We start from the raw sequence: 19,171 nt of genomic DNA, 5'->3' as shown, positions 1-19,171 counted from the left end.
CGTTTTAACAACAGTGAAATAAAATCTCAAATTTCTATTTTGAAACAGTTAGTAAAAGGTAATTTGCTCTAATTATCTAGTACAGCCCCAAAAATTATTATTACATCAAAAATTTTTTCGTTCCATTTATGTTTATTATTATCATAAATAATCCAGATAAATATGGCTATTGGGAAGAAAAGAATGAAAGCATATACAGAAAAAAAGATCTTTTCATTTATATCAACTGAAAATCTATCCAATACATATAATAATGGGATAGGCAACGCATGAAAAATTCCAAAAGTAATCATGCCTCCCTTTTTACTTGTATACCGCTGAATATTTTTACATATGCCATATGGCAAATAAAATGGAATACCAAAAACCAGTACTATTATTACAGTAAATATCACTATCAGAGATAATAGCGTTGACGGCATTGAAATTACATTAGTAAAAATCCCTATCTGATGCAAATTTTGAAGATAAATAAATATTATCATGGCACCAAGCAATGTTGCTAAAGATACAATGATACCTATGAGTTTAGCTCCACGCTCCAAAACATTCCAGAAAAAATCTCCAGTAGTCTGCATAACTCTCTCCAATGGATTAGTCAAATAATTTCTGACAATCCAGTAGAACTACCAATGCAACGCCATATTATCGCGGTGTATCAGCTCTTCCTCATGCGCGTAGCCGAGTTTTGCCACGATGTGTTCGGAGTCGGTGCGCAGCAGTTTGGCGGTTTCTTCACTGCTGTAATTGCTTAGGCCGCGGGCAATTTCTTTACCGTCACTATCCAGCACAGCCACCAGTTCTCCACGGTGGAAATGCCCCTCTACCGCGATACAACCCACCGGCAACAGGCTGGCGTGTTTTTGCGCCACGGCGCGGGCGGCGCCCTCATCCACCACCACTTTACCGGCAATTTGCACATGGCCGAGCAGCCATTGTTTGCGTGCGGCCACGCGGCTGTGGGTGCTGGTAAACAATGTGCCGATGGATTCGCCCTGTTGCAGGCGCACCAAGACATTCGGTTCGCGACCGCTGGCGATGACGGTGGAAGCGCCGCTGAGGGCTGCGCGTTTGGCTGCGGTAACTTTGGTGTACATGCCGCCCGTGCCGACGCTGCTGCCCGCGCCGCCGGCCATGCTTTCCAATTCGGGATGGTCGGCTTCGATTTGATGGATAAATTTGGCCTGCGGATTTTTGCGCGGGTCGCTGTCATACAGGCCGCTTTGATCGGTCAGTATCATCAGCGCGTCGGCGTCCACCAGATTGGTTACGAGTGCGCCCAAGGTATCGTTGTCGCCGAGCTTGATTTCGTCGGTGGTGACGGTGTCGTTTTCGTTGATAATCGGCACAATGCCTTTTTCGACCAGCGTGAGGAGCGTACTGCGGGCATTGAGGTAGCGCGTGCGGTTGCTCAGATCTTCATGCGTCAGCAAGACCTGTGCCGTCTGAATGCCGTGGTAGGCGAAGGCGTATTCGTATGCTTGGGCAATCCCCATCTGGCCGACGGCAGCAGCGGCCTGCAATTCGTTGAGCGCGGTCGGACGTTTCGCCCAACCCAGCCGCTTAATGCCCTCGGCAATCGCGCCGCTGGAGACAAAAATCACATCGGTGCCCTTGGCTTTGAGTTCGGCAATCTGCGTCGCCCAGCGGTTGAGCGCGATTTGGTCTATGCCTTTGCCTTCGGCGGTCACCAGACTGGAGCCGACTTTTACTACAATCAGTTTGGCTTGGGACAGGTTTTGTACGGTCATGATGGGGGTTTCCTGATTTGGGGTTTTGGATGTTTTCAGACGGCCTTACTGCTGATTGCGGCTGTGCCAAAAATAGCGCCACACGAAACACGGAAAGGCGAAAATCAGATACAGGCACACGGTTACGGCATAAAATTCCCAACCTTGCAGCTGCACCGCACCGGCACGGGATTCGATCAGGTAGGCCAACGCCGCAGTCAGGGTGTAGCCGACAGCGAGTTCCAATAAATGATGGCCGAAATGTTTGCGCTTGACAGTCATCACGCCGAACAGTTTTTGCGTGAGAAAAGGCGCGTTGGCGAAAATCAGCGCCAACAGCAGCAGGATGTACATAGGTGCGGTCATAAAGGCTTTCGCGTATGTGTTTTGTTTTCAGACGGCCTTTGACGAAAAAGCCGTCTGAAAACAGGGTTGTTTTTGTTTCGTTATCTTAGCAAAAACGGCAGCTCCCGTGTTGGAGCTGCCGTAAAATAGCTACTTTGTGTTTTACAGGGTATTGTTCAACGCTGCCGCACACCAGTCAATCACCGTTTGCGGCATAATGCCCCACAACACCAGCAGCAGAGCGTTAATGCTCAACACCACTTTAACCGCATAATTGCCGCCGACCGGCTGGTCATGCTCGGCAGTATCGAAGTAGATGGTTTTCACCACGCGCAGATAGTAGAACGCACCAATCAGCGACATTACCACCCCAAACACCGCCAACCAGACATAGCCTTGCGACAGCAGCGCCATAATCACGGCAAATTTGGCGTAGAAGCCCATCAGCGGCGGAATACCCGCCATTGAGAACATCACCAGCAGCATTAAAAAGGCATACCATGCATGGCGTTGGTTGAGACCGGCCAAGTCTTGGATGTCTTCGCACTCGATGGTTTCGGTGGACAATACCATCAACACGCCGAAACCGGCGGCGGCCATCAGCGCATAGGTAATGGCGTAATACAAACCGGCGGTAAAGCCGATGGCCCCGGCCATAAACGCTAGCAGGATAAAGCCCATATGCGAAATGGTGGAGTAAGCCAGCATACGCTTGATGTTGGTTTGCATAATCGCGGCTAAGTTACCCACCAGCAGCGACAACACCGCAAGAATCGCCAACATAGGCGACCAATCTTGGTGCGCCGTACCCAAACCGGTTACCAAAATGCGGAAAGCAAACACCACGGCGGCAATTTTCGGCGCCGTACCGACCATCGCGGCCACCGAAGTCGGCGCACCGTGATACACGTCGGGTACCCACATATGGAAGGGCACGGCGCCCAATTTAAACGCCACCGCTACCACGATAAACACCAAACCCAAGCGCAGCAGCCATTCGTTGGCCTGCTCGTTGAACGCGGTCGCCAAGACAGTGGCAAATTCCAACGAGCCTGTTGAGCCGTACACCATAGAAATACCATACAGCAGCAGGCCGGAAGCCAAAGCGCCAAGTACGAAATATTTTAACGAGGCTTCAGCGGCAGTAGCTGAATCACGGCGCAGCGCAATCAAGGCATACAGCGACAGCGACAGCAATTCCAAACCGATATAGGCGGTCAGGAAATGACCCGCGCTTACCATCACGCTCATGCCCAGCAGGGCAAACAGCGACAGGGTATAAAATTCGCCGCTAAACATATTGCGCGCCTGATTATACGGCTTGCTATATACAAACAGGCCGAAGGTCAGGCCATAGAGCGTCAATTTGGCCAAGCGCGACATGCCGTCGGCAATATACATGCCGTGAAACGCCGATACGCTGCCCGGCTCCCATACCGCCAACTGGGTAACCGCGGTAATCACCACCGCCAGCAGCGCCATGATGTGCGTCAGATAACGCTTGCTGTCGCTAATCCACAAATCGGCCAGCAGAATCACACCCAAGAGCGTCAGCAAGACGATTTCGGGCAGAGCGGGCATTAAGTTCAAATCAGTCCAATTCATTGTTCACCTCAAATCTTGCTTTGCGCCACTTGGCTAATCAGGTCGTTGGCCGCCTGATGGATGACTTCGATAAAGGCCTGCGGATACAAGCCCATGCCCAATACCGCCACGGCCAAAATCGCCAAAATCGCAAACTCGCGGCAGTTGATGTCTTTCAATTCGGCCACATGCGGATTGGTGATGGCACCGAAAATTACGCGTTTATACATCCACAAGGTGTAAGACGCACCGAAAATCAGCGTCAGCGCCGCCAGTGCACCAATCCAGAAATTCACTTCCACCGCGCCGACAATCACCATAAATTCGCCAACAAAGCCGGAAGTAGCCGGCAAACCGGCATTGGCCATCGCAAACAACATCATAAAGGCAGCGAATTTCGGCATCACGTTCACCACGCCGCCGTAATCGGCAATATCGCGCGAATGCAGGCGGTCATACATCACTCCGATACACATAAACATGGCGGCGGATACAAAGCCGTGCGACACCATTTGAATTACCGCGCCTTTAAGCGCCCAATTATTAAGATAACCGCCGGCAAACAAAAACATACCCAGCGTCACAAAACCCATATGGCTGATGGAAGAGTAAGCCACCAGTTTTTTCATATCGGTCTGCACCAAAGCCACCAAACCGATGTAAATCACCGCAATCAGGCTCAACACGATAATCGCCGGAGCAAAATAGCGCGAAGCGTCCGGCACAATCGGCAGGATAAAGCGCAGGAAACCGTAGGCACCCAGTTTCAAAGTAATCGCCGCCAATACCATAGAACCGCCGGTCGGCGCTTCCACGTGGGCATCAGGCAACCAGGTATGCACCGGAAACATCGGCACTTTTACCGCAAATGACAGGAAGAATGCCGCAAACAAAAGCTGCTGCACGCCCAACGGAATCTGTTTCAGGTTTTGGAAATCGACAATCGAAAAACTGCCGGTTTGAAAATGCAGGTACACCAACGCCACCAACATCAGCAGCGAACCGAACAAGGTATAAAGAAACAGTTTCACCGACGCATACACGCGGCGCGGGCCGCCCCATACGCCGATAATCAGATACAGCGGAATCAGCATGCCTTCAAAGAAGACGTAAAACAGCAGCGCATCCTGGGCGGCAAACGCACCGTTAATCAAACCGGACATGATCAGGAATGCCGCCATATACTGCGCCGCACGCTTCTGAATCACTTCCCAACCTGCCGCCACCACCAACACGGTAATAAAAGCATTGAGGATGATAAACAACACAGAAATGCCGTCCACGCCGAGCGCGTAGTTGACCTTTAAGAGCGGAATCCACTCGTGAAACTCGGTAAACTGGTAGCCGCCGCTCAAACGGTCGAAACGGGTAAACAGCGGCAGCGTTACCAAGAAACCGGCCAAAGCGCCGATTAGGGCGATGACCCGCGCCAACGGCGCACGCTTGTCGTTGCCGGTGGCTAAGACCAGCAGCCCCGACACGATGGGTATCCATATTGCCAAACTGAGTAAGTTATCTGACATGATTCATCATCCGAATATTGAATTTCTTTTGTTTCAGACGGCCTATATTCTTTGAGGCCGTCTGAAAATTTCTACCTATGCAAACAAACGCCAAAACGTCATACCGACCAAGACTAATACGCCAAAAATCATGGCAGTGGCGTAGGTGTAGATAAAACCGGTTTGCATTTTGCGCACTTGGGCAGCCACGCCGCCGACCAGTTTGGCGGCATTGTTGACGATACCGTTGTCGATAATCATCACATCGCCCACTTTCCAGAAGAAGCGGCCGAGTGCCTGCGAGCCTTTGGCGAAGACGTTGTAATAGATAACGTCGATGTAGTATTTGTTCAGCAGCAGTTTGTACACATGGCTGAAGGTAGCGGCGATTTTGGCGGGCAGTTGCGGCGCTTTGACATACAGGAGCCAAGCAGCCACGACACCGGCGATTGCCAAATACAATACGGGGGTATGCAAGCTGTGCGCCACCATGGCCAGCGGGCCGTGGAATTCTTCGCGCATGATTTCAAGGGTCGGGTGCGCTTCGCTGTTGACGAAAATCACGTCTTTGAAGAAATCGCCGTACACCAAAGGTTCAATCGTGAAGTAGCCAATCAATACCGACGGAATCGCCAGCAACACCAGCGGCAGGGTAATCACCCACGGGCTTTCGTGCGGATTGTCTTTCGGGCCTAAGCCGTGGTGTTCTTCGCCATGGTGGTCGTCATGATGGGCGGGCAGCTTGCGCCATTTTTCTTCACCGTGGAACACCATAAAGTATTGGCGGAAGGCGTAAAACGCGGTCACAAACACGCTGGCGAGTACGGCAAAGTAGGCAAAGCCGCTGCCCGGCAGGGTGCTGGCGTGTGCCGCTTCGATAATCGAATCTTTGGAGTAGAAGCCGGAGAAAAACGGCGTACCAATCAAGGCTAGGTTGCCCAGCAGCATGGTAATCCAAGTAATCGGCATGTATTTTTTCAAATTACCCATATGGCGCATGTCTTGGTCGTGGTGCATACCGACAATCGCGCTACCCGCCGCCAAAAACAGCAGGGCTTTGAAGAAGGCGTGGGTCATTACATGGAACATGGCGACAGAGTAAGCCGATGCGCCCAGCGCCACGGTCATATAACCCAACTGCGACAGGGTGGAATAAGCCACCACGCGCTTGATGTCGTCTTGCACCGTGCCCAAAAAGCCCATAAACAGCGCGGTAATCGCGCCAATCACCATGATAAAGCTCAAGGCGGTATCGCTCATTTCGTAAATCGGCGACATGCGCGACACCATAAATAGACCGGCGGTCACCATGGTGGCGGCGTGAATCAGCGCGGAAATGGGGGTCGGGCCTTCCATGGAATCAGGCAGCCAGGCATGCAGCGGAAACTGCGCGGATTTACCCATCGCGCCGACAAACAGCAAGATACAGGTTACGGTAATCAGCGACCATTGCACACCGGGGAAAAGCTCAATCGTGGCCGTCTGAAGATTGGGCAGATAGGCAAACACGTCTTGATAACGCAGGCTGCCGCCGAAATAGGCCAGCACCAAGCCAATACCGAGCAGGAAACCGAAGTCGCCGACGCGGTTCATCAAAAACGCTTTTAAGTTGGCGAAAATCGCACTCGGGCGTTTGAAGTAAAAACCAATCAGCAGATAGGATACCAAGCCCACCGCTTCCCAGCCGAAGAAAAGCTGGATAAAGTTGTTGCTCATCACCAACATCAGCATGGAGAAGGTAAACAGCGAAATATAGCTGAAAAAGCGCTGATAGCCGGTTTCTTCATCGTGCATATAGCCGATGGTGTAGATATGCACCATCAGAGAAACAAAAGTCACCACCACCATCATCATGGCGGTCATGCTGTCCACCAAGAAGCCGACGGAGAAATCCAAACCGCCCATGGTCAGCCAGGTATAGACGTTTTCGTCAAACTTGGTGCGTGTGCCGTTGATAAAGCCCCACAACACATAGATGGACAACAACGCCGATACCGCCACGCCCAAAATGGTCACGGTATGCGTACCGGCGCGTCCGATTTTATTGCCGAACAAGCCGGCCAGCAGCGAGCCGAGCAAGGGCACCAAGGCTATCGTCAGATATAAAGTCATGTCGTTCATTCTGTTTATACTCCCGATTAGCCTTTGAGTTTATCCAAATCGGCCACATTGATGGTTTGACGGTTGCGGTACACCAATACCATAATCGCCAAGCCGATGGCAGACTCGGCCGCAGCCACAGTCAGCACGAAGAAGACGAAAATCTGTCCGGCGGTATCGCCCAAGTGCTGCGAAAACGCGATAAAGTTGAAATTCACCGCCAGCAGCATAAGCTCGATGGACATCAGCAAAACCAACACGTTTTTGCGGTTCATAAAAATGCCCATGGTGCTGATACCGAACAGAATCGCACCCAATACCAGATAATGTGTCAGGGTAATCATGCTTTGCCCTCCCCTTCTGCCTGGCCGTCTGAATCCGCTTTGTTTTCTACATTTTCAGACGGCATAACGGCTTGCATTTTCACCAAGCGCATACGGCCAACATTCGGATTAACTTTAACTTGGTCGGCCGGATTGATGTATTTCGGATTGTTGTTTTTACGGTGAACCAGCGCAATCGCCGCCACCATGCCCAACAGCAGCAACACCGCCGCCAACTCAAACGGCAAGAGGTAAGTAGTGTAAATCTGCTGACCCAAATCGCGGATATTGTTGTAATCGGCAGGCAGGTCTTTCATCAGACCAAACGCGGCCAAATCGGTTTTCGGGTTGACCAAAATCAGAATTACCGCCACCGCCAGCAATACGCCGACGATACCGGCCACCGGCGCATGACGCCAGAAACCGGCGCGCAGCTCTTCGATGTCGATGTTCAACATCATCACCACAAACAGGAACAGCACCATCACCGCGCCGACATACACCACCACCAGCGTCAGACCGAGAAATTCGGCCTGCATCAGCATCCAAATCATCGCGCTGACGCAGAAGGTCAGCACCAAATGCAGGGCGGCGTGTACCGGGTTTTTCGAGATTACCGTACCGACTGCGCCGTAAAGCACAATCGCGGCCAGAATATAAAACAGAATTGCAGAAAAAGTCATTCGTCTGCTCCCTTAACGGTACGGCGCGTCAGCGGCTTTGCGCTTGGCAATTTCGGCTTCGTATTTGTCGCCGATGGCCAGCAGAATCGGCTTGGTGAAATGCAAATCGCCTTTCTTCTCGCCGTGGTATTCGAAGATGTGGGTTTCCACAATCGCATCGGTCGGGCAGGCCTCTTCGCAGAAACCGCAGAAAATGCACTTGGTCAAATCGATGTCGTAACGCGTAGTACGGCGCGTGCCGTCTTCCCGCTCTTCCGATTCGATGTTGATCGCCATCGCCGGACACACCGCCTCGCACAGTTTGCAGGCAATGCAGCGCTCTTCGCCGTTGGCATAACGCCGCTGCGCGTGCAGACCGCGAAAACGTACCGATTGCGGCGTTTTCTCTTCGGGGAAATAAATCGTATCTTTGCGGGCGAAGAAGTTTTTGAGCGTCACGCCCATGCCTTTGACGAGTTCGCCCAGCAGGAAAGTTTTTACTAGGTTTGCCATAAATCTACACCTACCCTTTCGGGTTCTTGGTACTCTATTAATTAAATATTGCCATTTCAAACAGCATATCACTTTGATTATTAACTATTATCTACTTGCGTAACTTGCCCATCATCATAATTTTGGTCTTGGTCATTGCCATTTAATTTGCTCTTCAGCTCCCTTATTCTCTTTTTCAGAGCATCGATATCTTTATCTTCAACTGCTTCCGGCTTTTTAAAAAAATTATCTTTCCTATATTCTTGGAAATCCTTTGCAACATCTTGAAGTCTTGCTAAATGCTTTTCAATTTTCTTATCTTTTTCAATTAATTCCCTATATATTCTCCAGCCTTCAATCTTTTCATCTGTAGTCTCATGATAAAAATTTCCTTTTGTATACTTCTTATCTTGCTTTTTTATTTTTAAATTATCTTTAGCTTTTCCTTCTAGCTTTTGTGTACAAGTATCAAAATATTTAAGTAGACTACTCTTTTTTTCTTCCTTATCTTTATTCTGCTCCTCGCTACTTTTCTTTTTCTTTTTATAACATTGAAATATCTGATATATTAAAATGACCGTTAGGAGAAATACAATCAATATGGCTACTTCTAAATCTTCCAGATTCTTTAATATTTGAATAGACTTTTCATATCCTTTATCTTCGCCGAACGCTTCTGCCAACTTAATAAAGTTATCCCACATTTCCATTCCTAAGCTCTTACTTCCTTCTAAAAAGGACAAAAATCCTTTTTCTCAAGATTTTCAAGTCAATGTCAGATTTCTAATCATTCTTTAAATTAGATAGGGCTAAGTAATACCCTATCTTCTCGTCTCCAATGATTTGTAAATTTACTTCCACAGACTCAAAGGCGAAATCATCCACGCGCCCAGAATGACGATAAAGGCGAAACCGATCGGTATCAGCACTTTCCAGCCCAAGCGCATGATTTGGTCGTAGCGGTAGCGCGGGAAGGTGGCGCGAATCCACAGATAGCCGTATAACACAAACGCCATTTTCGCAAACATCCAAAACGCGCTCGGTGTGCCGATAAATCCCCAGCTTTGCGGGAAAGGCGACAGCCAGCCGCCGAAGAACATCAGCGAAGTCAGCGCGGCAATCAGAATCATGAAAATGTATTCGGCCAGGAAAAACAAGGCAAAGGCAAAACCGGAATATTCGACGTGGAAACCGGCCACAATCTCAGACTCACCCTCGGCCACATCAAACGGCGCACGGTTGGTTTCGGCCACGGCAGAAATCAGATACACGATAAAAACGGGGAACAGCGCCAGCCAGTTCCACGAGAAAATCGAACCGCCGGCAATGCCTTTTGCTTGTGAAGCGACGATGTCGTGGAAGTTCATGCTGCCGGACACCATCACCACACACACCAACGCCGCGCTCATGGCGATTTCGTAGGAAATGCTCTGCGCGGAAGAGCGCATTGCGCCCAAAAACGAATATTTGGAGTTGGACGCCCAGCCCGCAATAATTACGCCATACACCGACAGCGAGGTAATCATCAGGATATACAGCAGACCGACATGGATATTGCTCAATACCCATTCTTCGTTGAACGGAATCACCGCCCACGCCGCAAATGACGGCGCCAGCGACAACATCGGGCCGATGTAGAACAAGGCTTTGTTGGACAACTTCGGACGGGTCACTTCTTTAAACAGCAGTTTGAACACGTCGGCAAACGGCTGAATCAGACCCCACGGGCCGGTCACGTTCGGGCCGACGCGCAGCTGCATAAAGCCGATGACTTTACGCTCGAAGTAAGTCAGATAGGCCACGGTCAAAATCAGCGGAATCAAAATAATCACGATTTTGAGTACCACCGACACCACCAGCCCGACAGTATTGCCGATTTCGCCCATGCCGAGAGTGGCGGCAAACAGCGTTTGGAACCATTCTTGCATGATTACACTCCCACCAGTTCGATTGTATCCATCAACGCACCCAACGCCGCATTTTCGGTATGCAGCGGCAGGTACACCACATTTTCAGCTACGGCTGCATCGGCAGCCACAATGACATTGATTGCTGCGCCGCCCTGTTTGGCGGTCGCATTTGCGCCGTCTTGCAAGCCGAGTTTGGCCAGCGTTGCCGGATGTACGCGTGCGGCAGGCACGGCGGCGTGGAAAGTTTCCTGCAAGGGCGCACTACGGCGCACAATGGCGTCGGTATGATACAGACCTACCCCGCCGACACGCACCAGTGAAGCCGTCTGAACGGCTTGCGCTTTGGTTTCAAGCGTAGTGCGGTTGTTCAGGCGGGTTTGTTGCACGCCTTGCGGCAGGGCTTCCTGCCAAATCGCGGCGGTATCGTGATAATCGAAACCATCAAGTTCAAACAGATTACCCAACACGCGCAGGATTTTCCACAAAGGGCGCGATTCGCCGTAGCCCTGTACGACACCGTGGAACGATTGCAGACGGCCTTCCATGTTGACAAAGCTGCCGGAGGTTTCGGTAAACGGCGCAATCGGCAACAGGATGTCGCACACGTCCAACAGGGTATCGCTGACAAACGGGGTAAACGCCATCACGCTTTGCGCCTGTTTCAAGGCGGCCACGGCTTGCGCACCGTTGGCAACATCAATCTCCGGCTCGACATTCAGCAGCAACACGGCTTTTTTCGGCGCGGCACTCATGGCGGCAATGCTCTGACCCGCGTTCACACCCAAGATATCTGCACCGACGCTGTTGGCCGCTTGCGGCAGAATGCCCAAAGTCGCGCCGGTCTGCTCGGCCAAGCGTTGCGCGGCGGCGTAAATGGCGGCGTAATCGGGGTGGTTTTGCACTTCCGCGCCCAACACAATCGCCGCTTTTTCCGCGTTTTTCAAATCAGCAGCAATGTCTTGGTTTAAATCGGCGGCCAAGTCGTTCAGACGGTCTGCCCAGGCAGACGGGTGCAGCACTTCTTGCGCGGCCAAATCCATATACAGCGTTTCTTTGCTGCTGCCGATAATGCTCAATTTCAATTGCTCATGTGTAGCACGGCGCAAGCGGGCGGTCAGCAGCGGCTGCTCTTTGCGCAGATTGGCACCAACCACCAACATGGCTTCATTCGCCGCCAAGTCTTCAATGCTCTGACCCAGCCATTGCGCACCGCTGAGGCCGTCTGAAAGACGGCTGTCTTGCTGGCGCAGGCGGGTATCGAAATGTTTGATACCCAAACCGGCGGCGAGTTTTTTCGCCAGATACAGCTCTTCCAGCGTGTTCATCGGATTGGCCCAAATACCGACGCTGTCTTTGCCCTCTTCTTTGGCAATGCAGTCCAGCGTTTTGCGCACATATTCCAGCGCGGTCGGCCAATCTACCGGTTTCCACTCGCCGCCGTGTTTGATGTGCGGCGTTTTCAGACGGCTTGCGTGATACAGGCCTTCGTAGGCGAAGCGGTCGCGGTCGGACAGCCAGCATTCGTTGATGGCTTCATTTTCCAACGGCAGTACGCGGCGAACGGTGTGTTCTTTGGTCTGTACGATTAAATTGCTGCCCAACGCGTCATGCGCCGACACCGATTTGCGGCGGTTCAACTCCCACGAACGCGCATCGAAACGGAACGGTTTGCTGGTCAGCGCACCGACCGGACACAAATCAATTACGTTGCCCGACAATTCGGTTTCCACCGCACGGCCGATAAACGGCATGATTTCGGAGTGTTCGCCGCGTCCGGCCATGGCGATTTCCTGCACGCCGGCAATTTCTTCGGTAAAGCGCACGCAACGGGTACAGTGGATACAGCGGCTCATCTCTTCGGCCGATACCAACGGGCCCATGTCTTTGCCGACCACGGCGCGTTTTTCTTCGGTGTAGCGGCTGGCCGTTTTGCCGTAACCTACGGCCAAATCCTGCAGCTGGCACTCGCCGCCCTGGTCGCAGACCGGGCAATCGAGCGGGTGGTTGATCAGCAGAAACTCCATCACCCCTGTCTGCGCTTCTTTGGCTTTGGGCGAATGGGTGCGCACAATCATGCCGTCGGTCACGGGCGTGGCGCAAGCCGGCAGCGGCTTGGGCGCTTTTTCCACGTCCACCAGACACATACGGCAGTTGGCGGCGATGGACAGCTTTTTGTGGTAGCAGAAATGCGGGATATACGTACCCAGCTGGTGCGCCGCTTCGATTACGGTCGTACCTTGCGCTACTGTGGTCTGTTTGCCGTCGATTTCGATTTGTAACATGGTGATTCGTTCCTAGTTACGATAGGTGTTTTGAATGATTTTTGGGAGGCCGTCTGAAAAAGGTTTCAAACCGCCGTAATTTTGTAGCTTGGGTTGCCAACCCAACGTCGGCCATTTTGTTGGGTTTACAACCCAACCTATGACACTCCGCTACGAATATCTTTTTCAGACGGCCTTTGCCGCATTCTGCTGCACTTCGCGCAACACGGTCATGGCCTGCTGCGCCTGTTTATGCGGTACAAAAATATGGTCGTGGCAGTTGCCCGCGACGACATTGCAACTGATACCTGCCTGCCCCAATGCAGTCGCAAAAGCGGCGGTCAAGCCCACGGCGGCGAGGTCGGAATGTACCGTCAGGGTAATCCAAGCGGCACGAAAATCTGCAGGCAGGCCGTATTGCAACGCGGTTTCTTCGTGCACCACCACCGACAAGCCTTCGTCTTCCCGAATGGAAGCCAAAATATCGGCGGCGCTGATTTGACTCATACGGTCATGCGTTAAAGTGGCAAAGCAATAAACGCCGTCGCGCAGCTCGGGCTGCATGGTACTGAGCAGAATATCCAAATCGCGGATAGAACTGGTCATGCGTCTCTCTGTTTACGATGCCGTCTGAAAACGTCTGATTTTTCAGACGGCATTATTAATGTGCAAAATACACGTTTATCAACACCACTTATGCGCTTTTTTCGGCTCACCGTGTTCGATGTAATGCACAAACTCGTCGCGGAAGTGTTTGGTAAAGCTGCGCACGGGGAAGACGGCGGCGTCGGCCAAGGCGCAGATGGTGCGGCCGGCCATTTGGTTGCCGATGGAATCCAACAATTCCAAGTCTTCCATGCGGCCTTTGCCTTCGGCGATACGGTGCACAATGCGGTAAAGCCAGCCGGTACCTTCGCGGCAAGGCGTACATTGGCCGCAGGATTCTTCGTAATAGAAATAACTCAAGCGTTCCAAGGCTTTAACCATACATACATCTTCATCCATCACAATGACCGCGCCCGAACCCAGCATAGAACCGGCTTTAGACAGCGAGTCGAAATCCATATTGCAGGACATCATGATGTCGGCAGGCAACACCGGCGCGGACGAACCGCCCGGAATCACGGCTTTCAGCTTTTTACCGCCGCGCATGCCGCCGGCCATTTCCAATAATTCGGCAAACGGCGTGCCCAGCGGAATTTCGTAGTTGCCCGGTCGCTCGACGTGGCCGGAAATGCAGAACAATTTGGTACCGCCGGCGTTTTCAATACCGCGCTCGGCAAAGGCTTTGCCGCTGTCGCGGATAATAAACGGCACGGAAGAAAAGGTTTCGGTATTGTTGATAGTGGTCGGCTTGCCGTACAAGCCGAAAGAGGCAGGGAACGGCGGCTTGAAACGCGGCTGGCCTTTTTTGCCTTCCAGCGATTCCAGCAGGGCGGTTTCTTCGCCGCAGATATACGCGCCATAGCCGTGGTGGGCAAACAGCTCGAATGAAAAACCGCTGTCTAAAATATTGCCGCCCAGATAACCGGCTTTGCGCGCCTCTTCCAGCGCGGCTTCAAAGCGCAGGTAGCCTTCAAAAATCTCGCCGTGGATGTAGTTGTAGCCCGCACCCGCGCCCATGGCGAAACCGGCGATAATCATGCCTTCAATCAGCGCATGCGGATTGAACATGATGATGTCGCGGTCTTTAAACGTACCCGGTTCGCCCTCATCGGTATTGCAGACGACATATTTATCGCCGGGGAAGGAGCGCGGCATAAAGCTCCATTTCAAACCGGTGGGGAAACCCGCACCGCCGCGACCGCGCAGACTGGAGGTTTTCAGCTCTTCAATCACGTCGGTCTGGCTCATGCCGCCGGCCAAAATTTTGCGCAATGCCTGATAGCCGCCGCGCTTTTCGTAAGCGGCGAGCGTCCAGCAGTCGGGTTGGGTGGTGTCCACTTGGTTGAAGATGACACCGCTTTGATAAATCGCCATCAGTTCAACTCCGCCAATTTTTTCTCAATCGCGTCTTCGGTCATAAAGCTGCACATTTTGTGGTTGTTGACCAACATTACCGGCGCGTCGCCGCAGGCACCCATGCATTCGCCCTCAATCAGGGTAAATTTGCCGTCGGCGGTGGTTTCGCCATAGCCGATACCGAGTTTCTGCTTCAGGTATTCGCCCGCATTCACGCCGCCGCGCAGGGCGCAGGGCAGGTTGGTGCAGACGGTCAGCTTGTATTTGCCCACCGGCTCGAGGTTGTACATATTGTAAAACGTCGCCACTTCATAGGCTTGCGCAGCCGGAATGCCGACGTAGTCGGCGACAAAGGCGATGGTTTCGCTGGAAAGCCAGCCTTTTTCCACTTGGGCGATACGCAGTGCACTCATAATGGCGGAGCGGCGCTGGTCGGCCGGATATTTGGCCAGCTCGTTGTCGATTTGTTGCAGTGATTCAGCGGATAACATTAACGGTCAACCTCCCCGAATACGATGTCTTGCGTACCGATGATGGCCACGACGTCGGCCAGCATGTGGCCTTTGGCCATTTCGTCCATGCCTTGCAGGTGGGCGAAGCCCGGTGCGCGGATTTTCAGGCGGTAGGGTTTGTTGGCGCCGTCTGAAATGATGTAAACGCCGAACTCGCCTTTCGGGTGTTCGACAGCGGTATAGGTTTCGCCCTCGGGTACGTGCATGCCTTCGGTAAACAGTTTGAAATGGTGAATCAAATCTTCCATGCCCTGTTTCATGTTTTCGCGTTTGGGCGGGGCGAATTTGTGGTTTTCGGTAATCACCGGGCCGGGATTGACGCGCAGCCAATCGGCGCATTGTTTGATAATGCGCACGGATTGGCGCAGCTCGGCCATGCGGCACAGGTAGCGGTCGTAGCAATCGCCATTCACGCCAACCGGGATATCGAAATCCATTTTGTCATAGACTTCATACGGCTGGGTTTTACGCACGTCCCATTCAATGCCGGAACCGCGCAACATCACGCCGGTAAAGCCTTTTTGCATGGCTCGCTCAGGCGACACCACACCGATACCGACGGTACGCTGTTTCCAAATGCGGTTGTCGGTCAACAGGGTTTCTAAGGTATCGATGTTTTTCGGGAAACGCTCGCAGAAGGCGTCGATAAAGTCGAGCATAGTGCCTTCGCGCGCTTCGTTGAGCTGCTTCAACACTTTGGCGTTACGGAACTTGCTGCTTTCGTATTTGGGCATAAAGTCGGGCAAATCGCGGTACACGCCGCCCGGACGGAAATACGCCGCATGCATACGTGCGCCGGATACAGCTTCGTATAAATCCATCAGCTCTTCGCGGTCGCGGAAGGCATACAGAATCGCGGTCATCGCGCCGATGTCGAGCGCGTGCGAACCGACGCCCATCAGGTGATTCAGAATACGGGTCACTTCGGCAAACATCACGCGGATGTATTGGGCGCGAATCGGCACTTCGATACCGGCCAGCTTTTCCACTGCCAAGCAGTAGGCCTGCTCATTTACCATCATAGACACATAGTCCAAGCGATCCATATACGGCAGCGCTTGGATATAGGTTTTGGTTTCGGCCAGCTTTTCCGTACCACGGTGCAGGAGGCCGATATGCGGGTCGGCGCGGACGATGGTCTCGCCCTCCAACTCCAGAATCATGCGCAATACGCCGTGCGCCGCCGGATGCTGCGGGCCGAAGTTGATGGTGTAATTTCGTAATTTTTGGGTATTAGCCACCGTAGTTCTCCTCGCGCACGATACGCGGGGTAATCTCGCGCGGTTCGATGGTTACAGGTTGGTAAATAACGCGTTTTTCGGTTTCGTCGTAACGCATTTCGACATGGCCGGAAACGGGAAAATCTTTGCGGAACGGATGGCCGATAAAGCCGTAGTCGGTCAGAATGCGGCGCAGGTCGGGATGGCCGTCAAACAGAATGCCGTACATATCGAAGGCTTCGCGCTCGTACCAGTCGGCGCTGTTGTATAGATCGACCACAGAAGCCACCATCGGGAAATCATCGTCATCCGCCCACACACGTACGCGGATACGCTGGTTGTTTTTTACCGATAAAAGCTGGCTGACCACGGCAAAGCGTTTGCCCTGCCACGGCTCGTTTTTGTAGGCGGAATAGTCCACACCGCACAAGTCCACCAAAAGCTCGAAATGCAACAAATCGTGGTCGCGCAGGGTTTGCATGACCTGGCGGTAATCCGCCGCGCTACATTCAACGGTAATTTCGCCCAAGCGATTGATGATTTTTGACGCCAGGCTGCCCAAAATGCTGCCGACGGTATCATAGAGTTTTTTTACGTCTGCCATCGTATTCTCCTAGTCGCGCGCGATGGTGGATGTGCGCTTGATTTTCTGCTGGAGCTGAATCAGGCCGTAAATCAGGGCTTCGGCGGTCGGCGGACAGCCGGGGACATATACGTCAACCGGTACCACACGGTCGGTACCGCGCACCACCGAATAAGAATAATGGTAATAGCCGCCGCCGTTGGCGCACGAACCCATGGACACCACCCAGCGCGGTTCAGCCATTTGGTCGTACACGCGGCGCAGGGCGGGCGCCATTTTGTTGGTCAGGGTACCGGCCACAATCATCAGGTCGGACTGGCGCGGCGAGGGGCGGAAAATAATCCCGAAACGGTCAAGGTCGTAACGCGCCATACCCGCGTGCATCATTTCCACCGCGCAGCAGGCCAGACCGAAAGTGACCGGCCACAGCGAGCCGGTACGCATATAGTTGAGCACCGTATCCGCGCTGACGGTGACAAAACCTTTTTTCAAAACGCCTTCTATTCCCATTCCAGCGCACCTTTTTTCCATTCGTAAACAAAACCGACGGTCAACACCACGATAAACACCAGCATCGACCAGAATCCGTATGCGCCCAAATCCTTAAAGACCACCGCCCACGGAAACATAAACGCCACTTCCAAATCAAACAGGATGAAGAGAATCGCCACCAGATAATAGCGCACGTCAAACTTCATGCGCGCGTTTTCAAAGGCTTCGAAACCGCACTCGAAAGGCGTGTCTTTTTCGGCGTAGTGGTGCTTCGGCCCTAAGATAGAGCCGAGCAAAATAAAGGCGACACCGGCAATCAGGCCGATGAGGATAAAGACAAGGACGGGAAAGTAACTGGCCAACATCGTTGCACCTGCGTGTTAATATAAATCAAATATCGGTAAAATATTTTGAGATTCTAGCGGTTTTCTGACTTTAGTTAAAGCAATATTCTGGCAATTTCACAAAAAAAGTCCAATAAATTCAATATGTTTATGATAACGATTCTTGTTTATATTCTTATTTGTTATTGAAATAGGGTATGCCTTTTTATTTGCAAAACAGGCAAAAAGGCCGTCTGAACAGGCTTACCGCGATATTGCCGGTAAGATTTTCAGACGGCCTCATTCCGGTTTTCCGTTACAAACCCAGCAGCCAAGCGTCATTGCCGCTATCGGTCAAATCTTCCAAACGGTTTTCGTAATGGGCGAAAATATGGGCGATGATGTCGTCTTCGTCATCAATTACCTGAATCAAATCCAAGTCTTTGGCGGCAATCAGGCCGTTACCCAATAATTGCTCGCGCACCCAATCGAGCAGCCCCGCCCAAAATGCCGAACCCACCAAAATAATCGGCCGGTTGGGGGTTTTGCCCGTTTGCACCAGTGTCAGGCTTTCAAACAATTCGTCCAACGTACCAAAACCGCCCGGCATGACCACATAGGCCACGGCATGTTTCATAAACATCACTTTGCGCGGGAAAAAATGCTGGAATTTCACCGACAAATCCTGATACGGATTGGCTTGCTGCTCGTGCGGCAGCACAATATTCAGCCCCACCGCCGGACTCGCGCCGGCAAAAGCGCCTTTATTGGCCGCTTCCATAATACCCGACCCACCGCCGGAAATCACGGAAAAACCGGCATCCGACAGTTTGCGCGACAGGCGTTCGGTCAGGGCGTAATACGGCTGCTCAGGCGCAATGCGGGCGCTGCCGTAAATGCTGACCGCCGGTTGGATGGCGCGCAGCTCCTCCCCAGCTTCGACAAATTCGGAAATAATCTTCAACACATGATACGACTCCCGCGCCTGAATGTCGCGGCGGGTTTCGTCAGGCAGGTTAGGTGTGGGTAATTTATTGTTCAAACTCATTTTTTCTCCTTATCGGTCGCGGAATAGATTTAGGGGCTGTACTAGATAATTAGAGCAAATTACCTTTTACTAACTGTTTCAAAATAGAAATTTGAGATTTTATTTCACTGTTGTTAAAACGC

General features: G+C 52.1%; 20 protein-coding genes. All 20 read right to left on the bottom strand.

Annotation, left to right across the window (positions count from 1 at the left end):
• Positions 1-68: 68 nt before the first annotated feature.
• The 20 genes from J2T37_RS10675 to J2T37_RS10580 all read right to left on the bottom strand — a co-directional run bounded on the left by J2T37_RS10675 (position 69) and on the right by J2T37_RS10580 (position 19,049).
• Positions 69-578 carry a hypothetical protein gene (locus J2T37_RS10675; RefSeq protein WP_253355773.1) on the bottom strand — a complete coding sequence of 170 codons (510 nt, stop codon included), beginning with the start codon at positions 576-578 and terminating at the stop codon, positions 69-71.
• Between the two features lie 48 nt (positions 579-626).
• Positions 627-1,751: a glutamate 5-kinase gene (proB, locus tag J2T37_RS10670; protein WP_253355771.1), complete on the bottom strand. Its 1,125-nt coding sequence runs from the start codon at positions 1,749-1,751 to the stop codon at positions 627-629.
• A 45-nt stretch (positions 1,752-1,796) separates the two neighbouring features.
• Positions 1,797-2,096, bottom strand: coding sequence for a DUF2818 family protein (locus J2T37_RS10665; protein WP_253355769.1), 300 nt, complete (start codon positions 2,094-2,096; stop codon positions 1,797-1,799).
• Positions 2,097-2,237: 141 nt separating this feature from the next.
• A complete protein-coding gene (gene nuoN / locus J2T37_RS10660) occupies positions 2,238-3,680 on the bottom strand; it encodes an NADH-quinone oxidoreductase subunit NuoN (protein ID WP_253355767.1) in 1,443 nt (480 codons plus the stop codon).
• Between the two features lie 8 nt (positions 3,681-3,688).
• On the bottom strand, positions 3,689-5,185 hold the full coding sequence (locus tag J2T37_RS10655) for an NADH-quinone oxidoreductase subunit M (protein ID WP_253355775.1): 1,497 nt from the start codon (positions 5,183-5,185) through the stop codon (positions 3,689-3,691).
• 72 nt (positions 5,186-5,257) lie between these two features.
• The gene (gene nuoL / locus J2T37_RS10650; RefSeq protein ID WP_253355765.1) at positions 5,258-7,282 is read right to left on the bottom strand and encodes an NADH-quinone oxidoreductase subunit L; all 2,025 of its coding nucleotides are present in this window, start codon (positions 7,280-7,282) and stop codon (positions 5,258-5,260) included.
• Between the two features lie 17 nt (positions 7,283-7,299).
• The gene (gene nuoK, locus J2T37_RS10645) at positions 7,300-7,605 is read right to left on the bottom strand and encodes an NADH-quinone oxidoreductase subunit NuoK (protein ID WP_253355764.1); all 306 of its coding nucleotides are present in this window, start codon (positions 7,603-7,605) and stop codon (positions 7,300-7,302) included.
• A complete protein-coding gene (locus tag J2T37_RS10640) occupies positions 7,602-8,267 on the bottom strand; it encodes an NADH-quinone oxidoreductase subunit J (RefSeq protein WP_253355763.1) in 666 nt (221 codons plus the stop codon). The genes nuoK and J2T37_RS10640 overlap by 4 nt, the downstream gene beginning before the upstream one ends.
• 12 nt (positions 8,268-8,279) lie before the next feature.
• On the bottom strand, positions 8,280-8,759 hold the full coding sequence (gene nuoI / locus J2T37_RS10635; RefSeq protein WP_253355762.1) for an NADH-quinone oxidoreductase subunit NuoI: 480 nt from the start codon (positions 8,757-8,759) through the stop codon (positions 8,280-8,282).
• Between the two features lie 80 nt (positions 8,760-8,839).
• Entirely contained in the window at positions 8,840-9,442 is a 603-nt protein-coding gene (locus J2T37_RS10630) for a hypothetical protein (RefSeq protein WP_253355761.1), read from the bottom strand.
• 147 nt (positions 9,443-9,589) lie between these two features.
• Complete coding sequence (gene nuoH, locus J2T37_RS10625; RefSeq protein WP_253355760.1) at positions 9,590-10,666, bottom strand: NADH-quinone oxidoreductase subunit NuoH; 1,077 nt, start codon at positions 10,664-10,666, stop codon at positions 9,590-9,592.
• Between the two features lie 2 nt (positions 10,667-10,668).
• Positions 10,669-12,930: an NADH-quinone oxidoreductase subunit NuoG gene (gene nuoG / locus J2T37_RS10620; RefSeq protein WP_253355759.1), complete on the bottom strand. Its 2,262-nt coding sequence runs from the start codon at positions 12,928-12,930 to the stop codon at positions 10,669-10,671.
• A 165-nt stretch (positions 12,931-13,095) separates the two neighbouring features.
• Positions 13,096-13,515: an ACT domain-containing protein gene (locus J2T37_RS10615; RefSeq protein ID WP_253355758.1), complete on the bottom strand. Its 420-nt coding sequence runs from the start codon at positions 13,513-13,515 to the stop codon at positions 13,096-13,098.
• 78 nt (positions 13,516-13,593) lie between these two features.
• Positions 13,594-14,889, bottom strand: a complete 1,296-nt coding sequence (gene nuoF, locus J2T37_RS10610; protein ID WP_253355756.1) for an NADH-quinone oxidoreductase subunit NuoF — start codon at positions 14,887-14,889, stop codon at positions 13,594-13,596.
• On the bottom strand, positions 14,889-15,362 hold the full coding sequence (nuoE, locus tag J2T37_RS10605) for an NADH-quinone oxidoreductase subunit NuoE (protein ID WP_253355754.1): 474 nt from the start codon (positions 15,360-15,362) through the stop codon (positions 14,889-14,891). The genes nuoF and nuoE overlap by 1 nt, the downstream gene beginning before the upstream one ends.
• Positions 15,362-16,546 (bottom strand): NADH dehydrogenase (quinone) subunit D, encoded by a 1,185-nt coding sequence (gene nuoD / locus J2T37_RS10600; protein ID WP_301286383.1) that lies wholly within the window; start codon positions 16,544-16,546, stop codon positions 15,362-15,364. Before nuoD ends, nuoE begins: the two co-directional genes overlap by 1 nt.
• A gap of 70 nt (positions 16,547-16,616) precedes the next feature.
• Complete coding sequence (locus J2T37_RS10595) at positions 16,617-17,207, bottom strand: NADH-quinone oxidoreductase subunit C (protein ID WP_253355750.1); 591 nt, start codon at positions 17,205-17,207, stop codon at positions 16,617-16,619.
• A gap of 9 nt (positions 17,208-17,216) precedes the next feature.
• Positions 17,217-17,696: a NuoB/complex I 20 kDa subunit family protein gene (locus J2T37_RS10590; RefSeq protein ID WP_253355748.1), complete on the bottom strand. Its 480-nt coding sequence runs from the start codon at positions 17,694-17,696 to the stop codon at positions 17,217-17,219.
• Entirely contained in the window at positions 17,687-18,043 is a 357-nt protein-coding gene (locus J2T37_RS10585; RefSeq protein ID WP_253355746.1) for an NADH-quinone oxidoreductase subunit A, read from the bottom strand. Before J2T37_RS10585 ends, J2T37_RS10590 begins: the two co-directional genes overlap by 10 nt.
• Before the next feature lie 274 nt (positions 18,044-18,317).
• Positions 18,318-19,049: a TIGR00730 family Rossman fold protein gene (locus J2T37_RS10580; RefSeq protein WP_253355744.1), complete on the bottom strand. Its 732-nt coding sequence runs from the start codon at positions 19,047-19,049 to the stop codon at positions 18,318-18,320.
• Positions 19,050-19,171 lie beyond the last annotated feature (122 nt).

Origin of the sequence: Neisseria perflava, from assembly GCF_024170405.1 — a bacterium.
Lineage (GTDB): Bacteria > Pseudomonadota > Gammaproteobacteria > Burkholderiales > Neisseriaceae > Neisseria > Neisseria perflava_B.
Note: the sequence above shows the minus strand (reverse complement) of the source record. Positions and strands in the feature narration are given on the sequence as shown.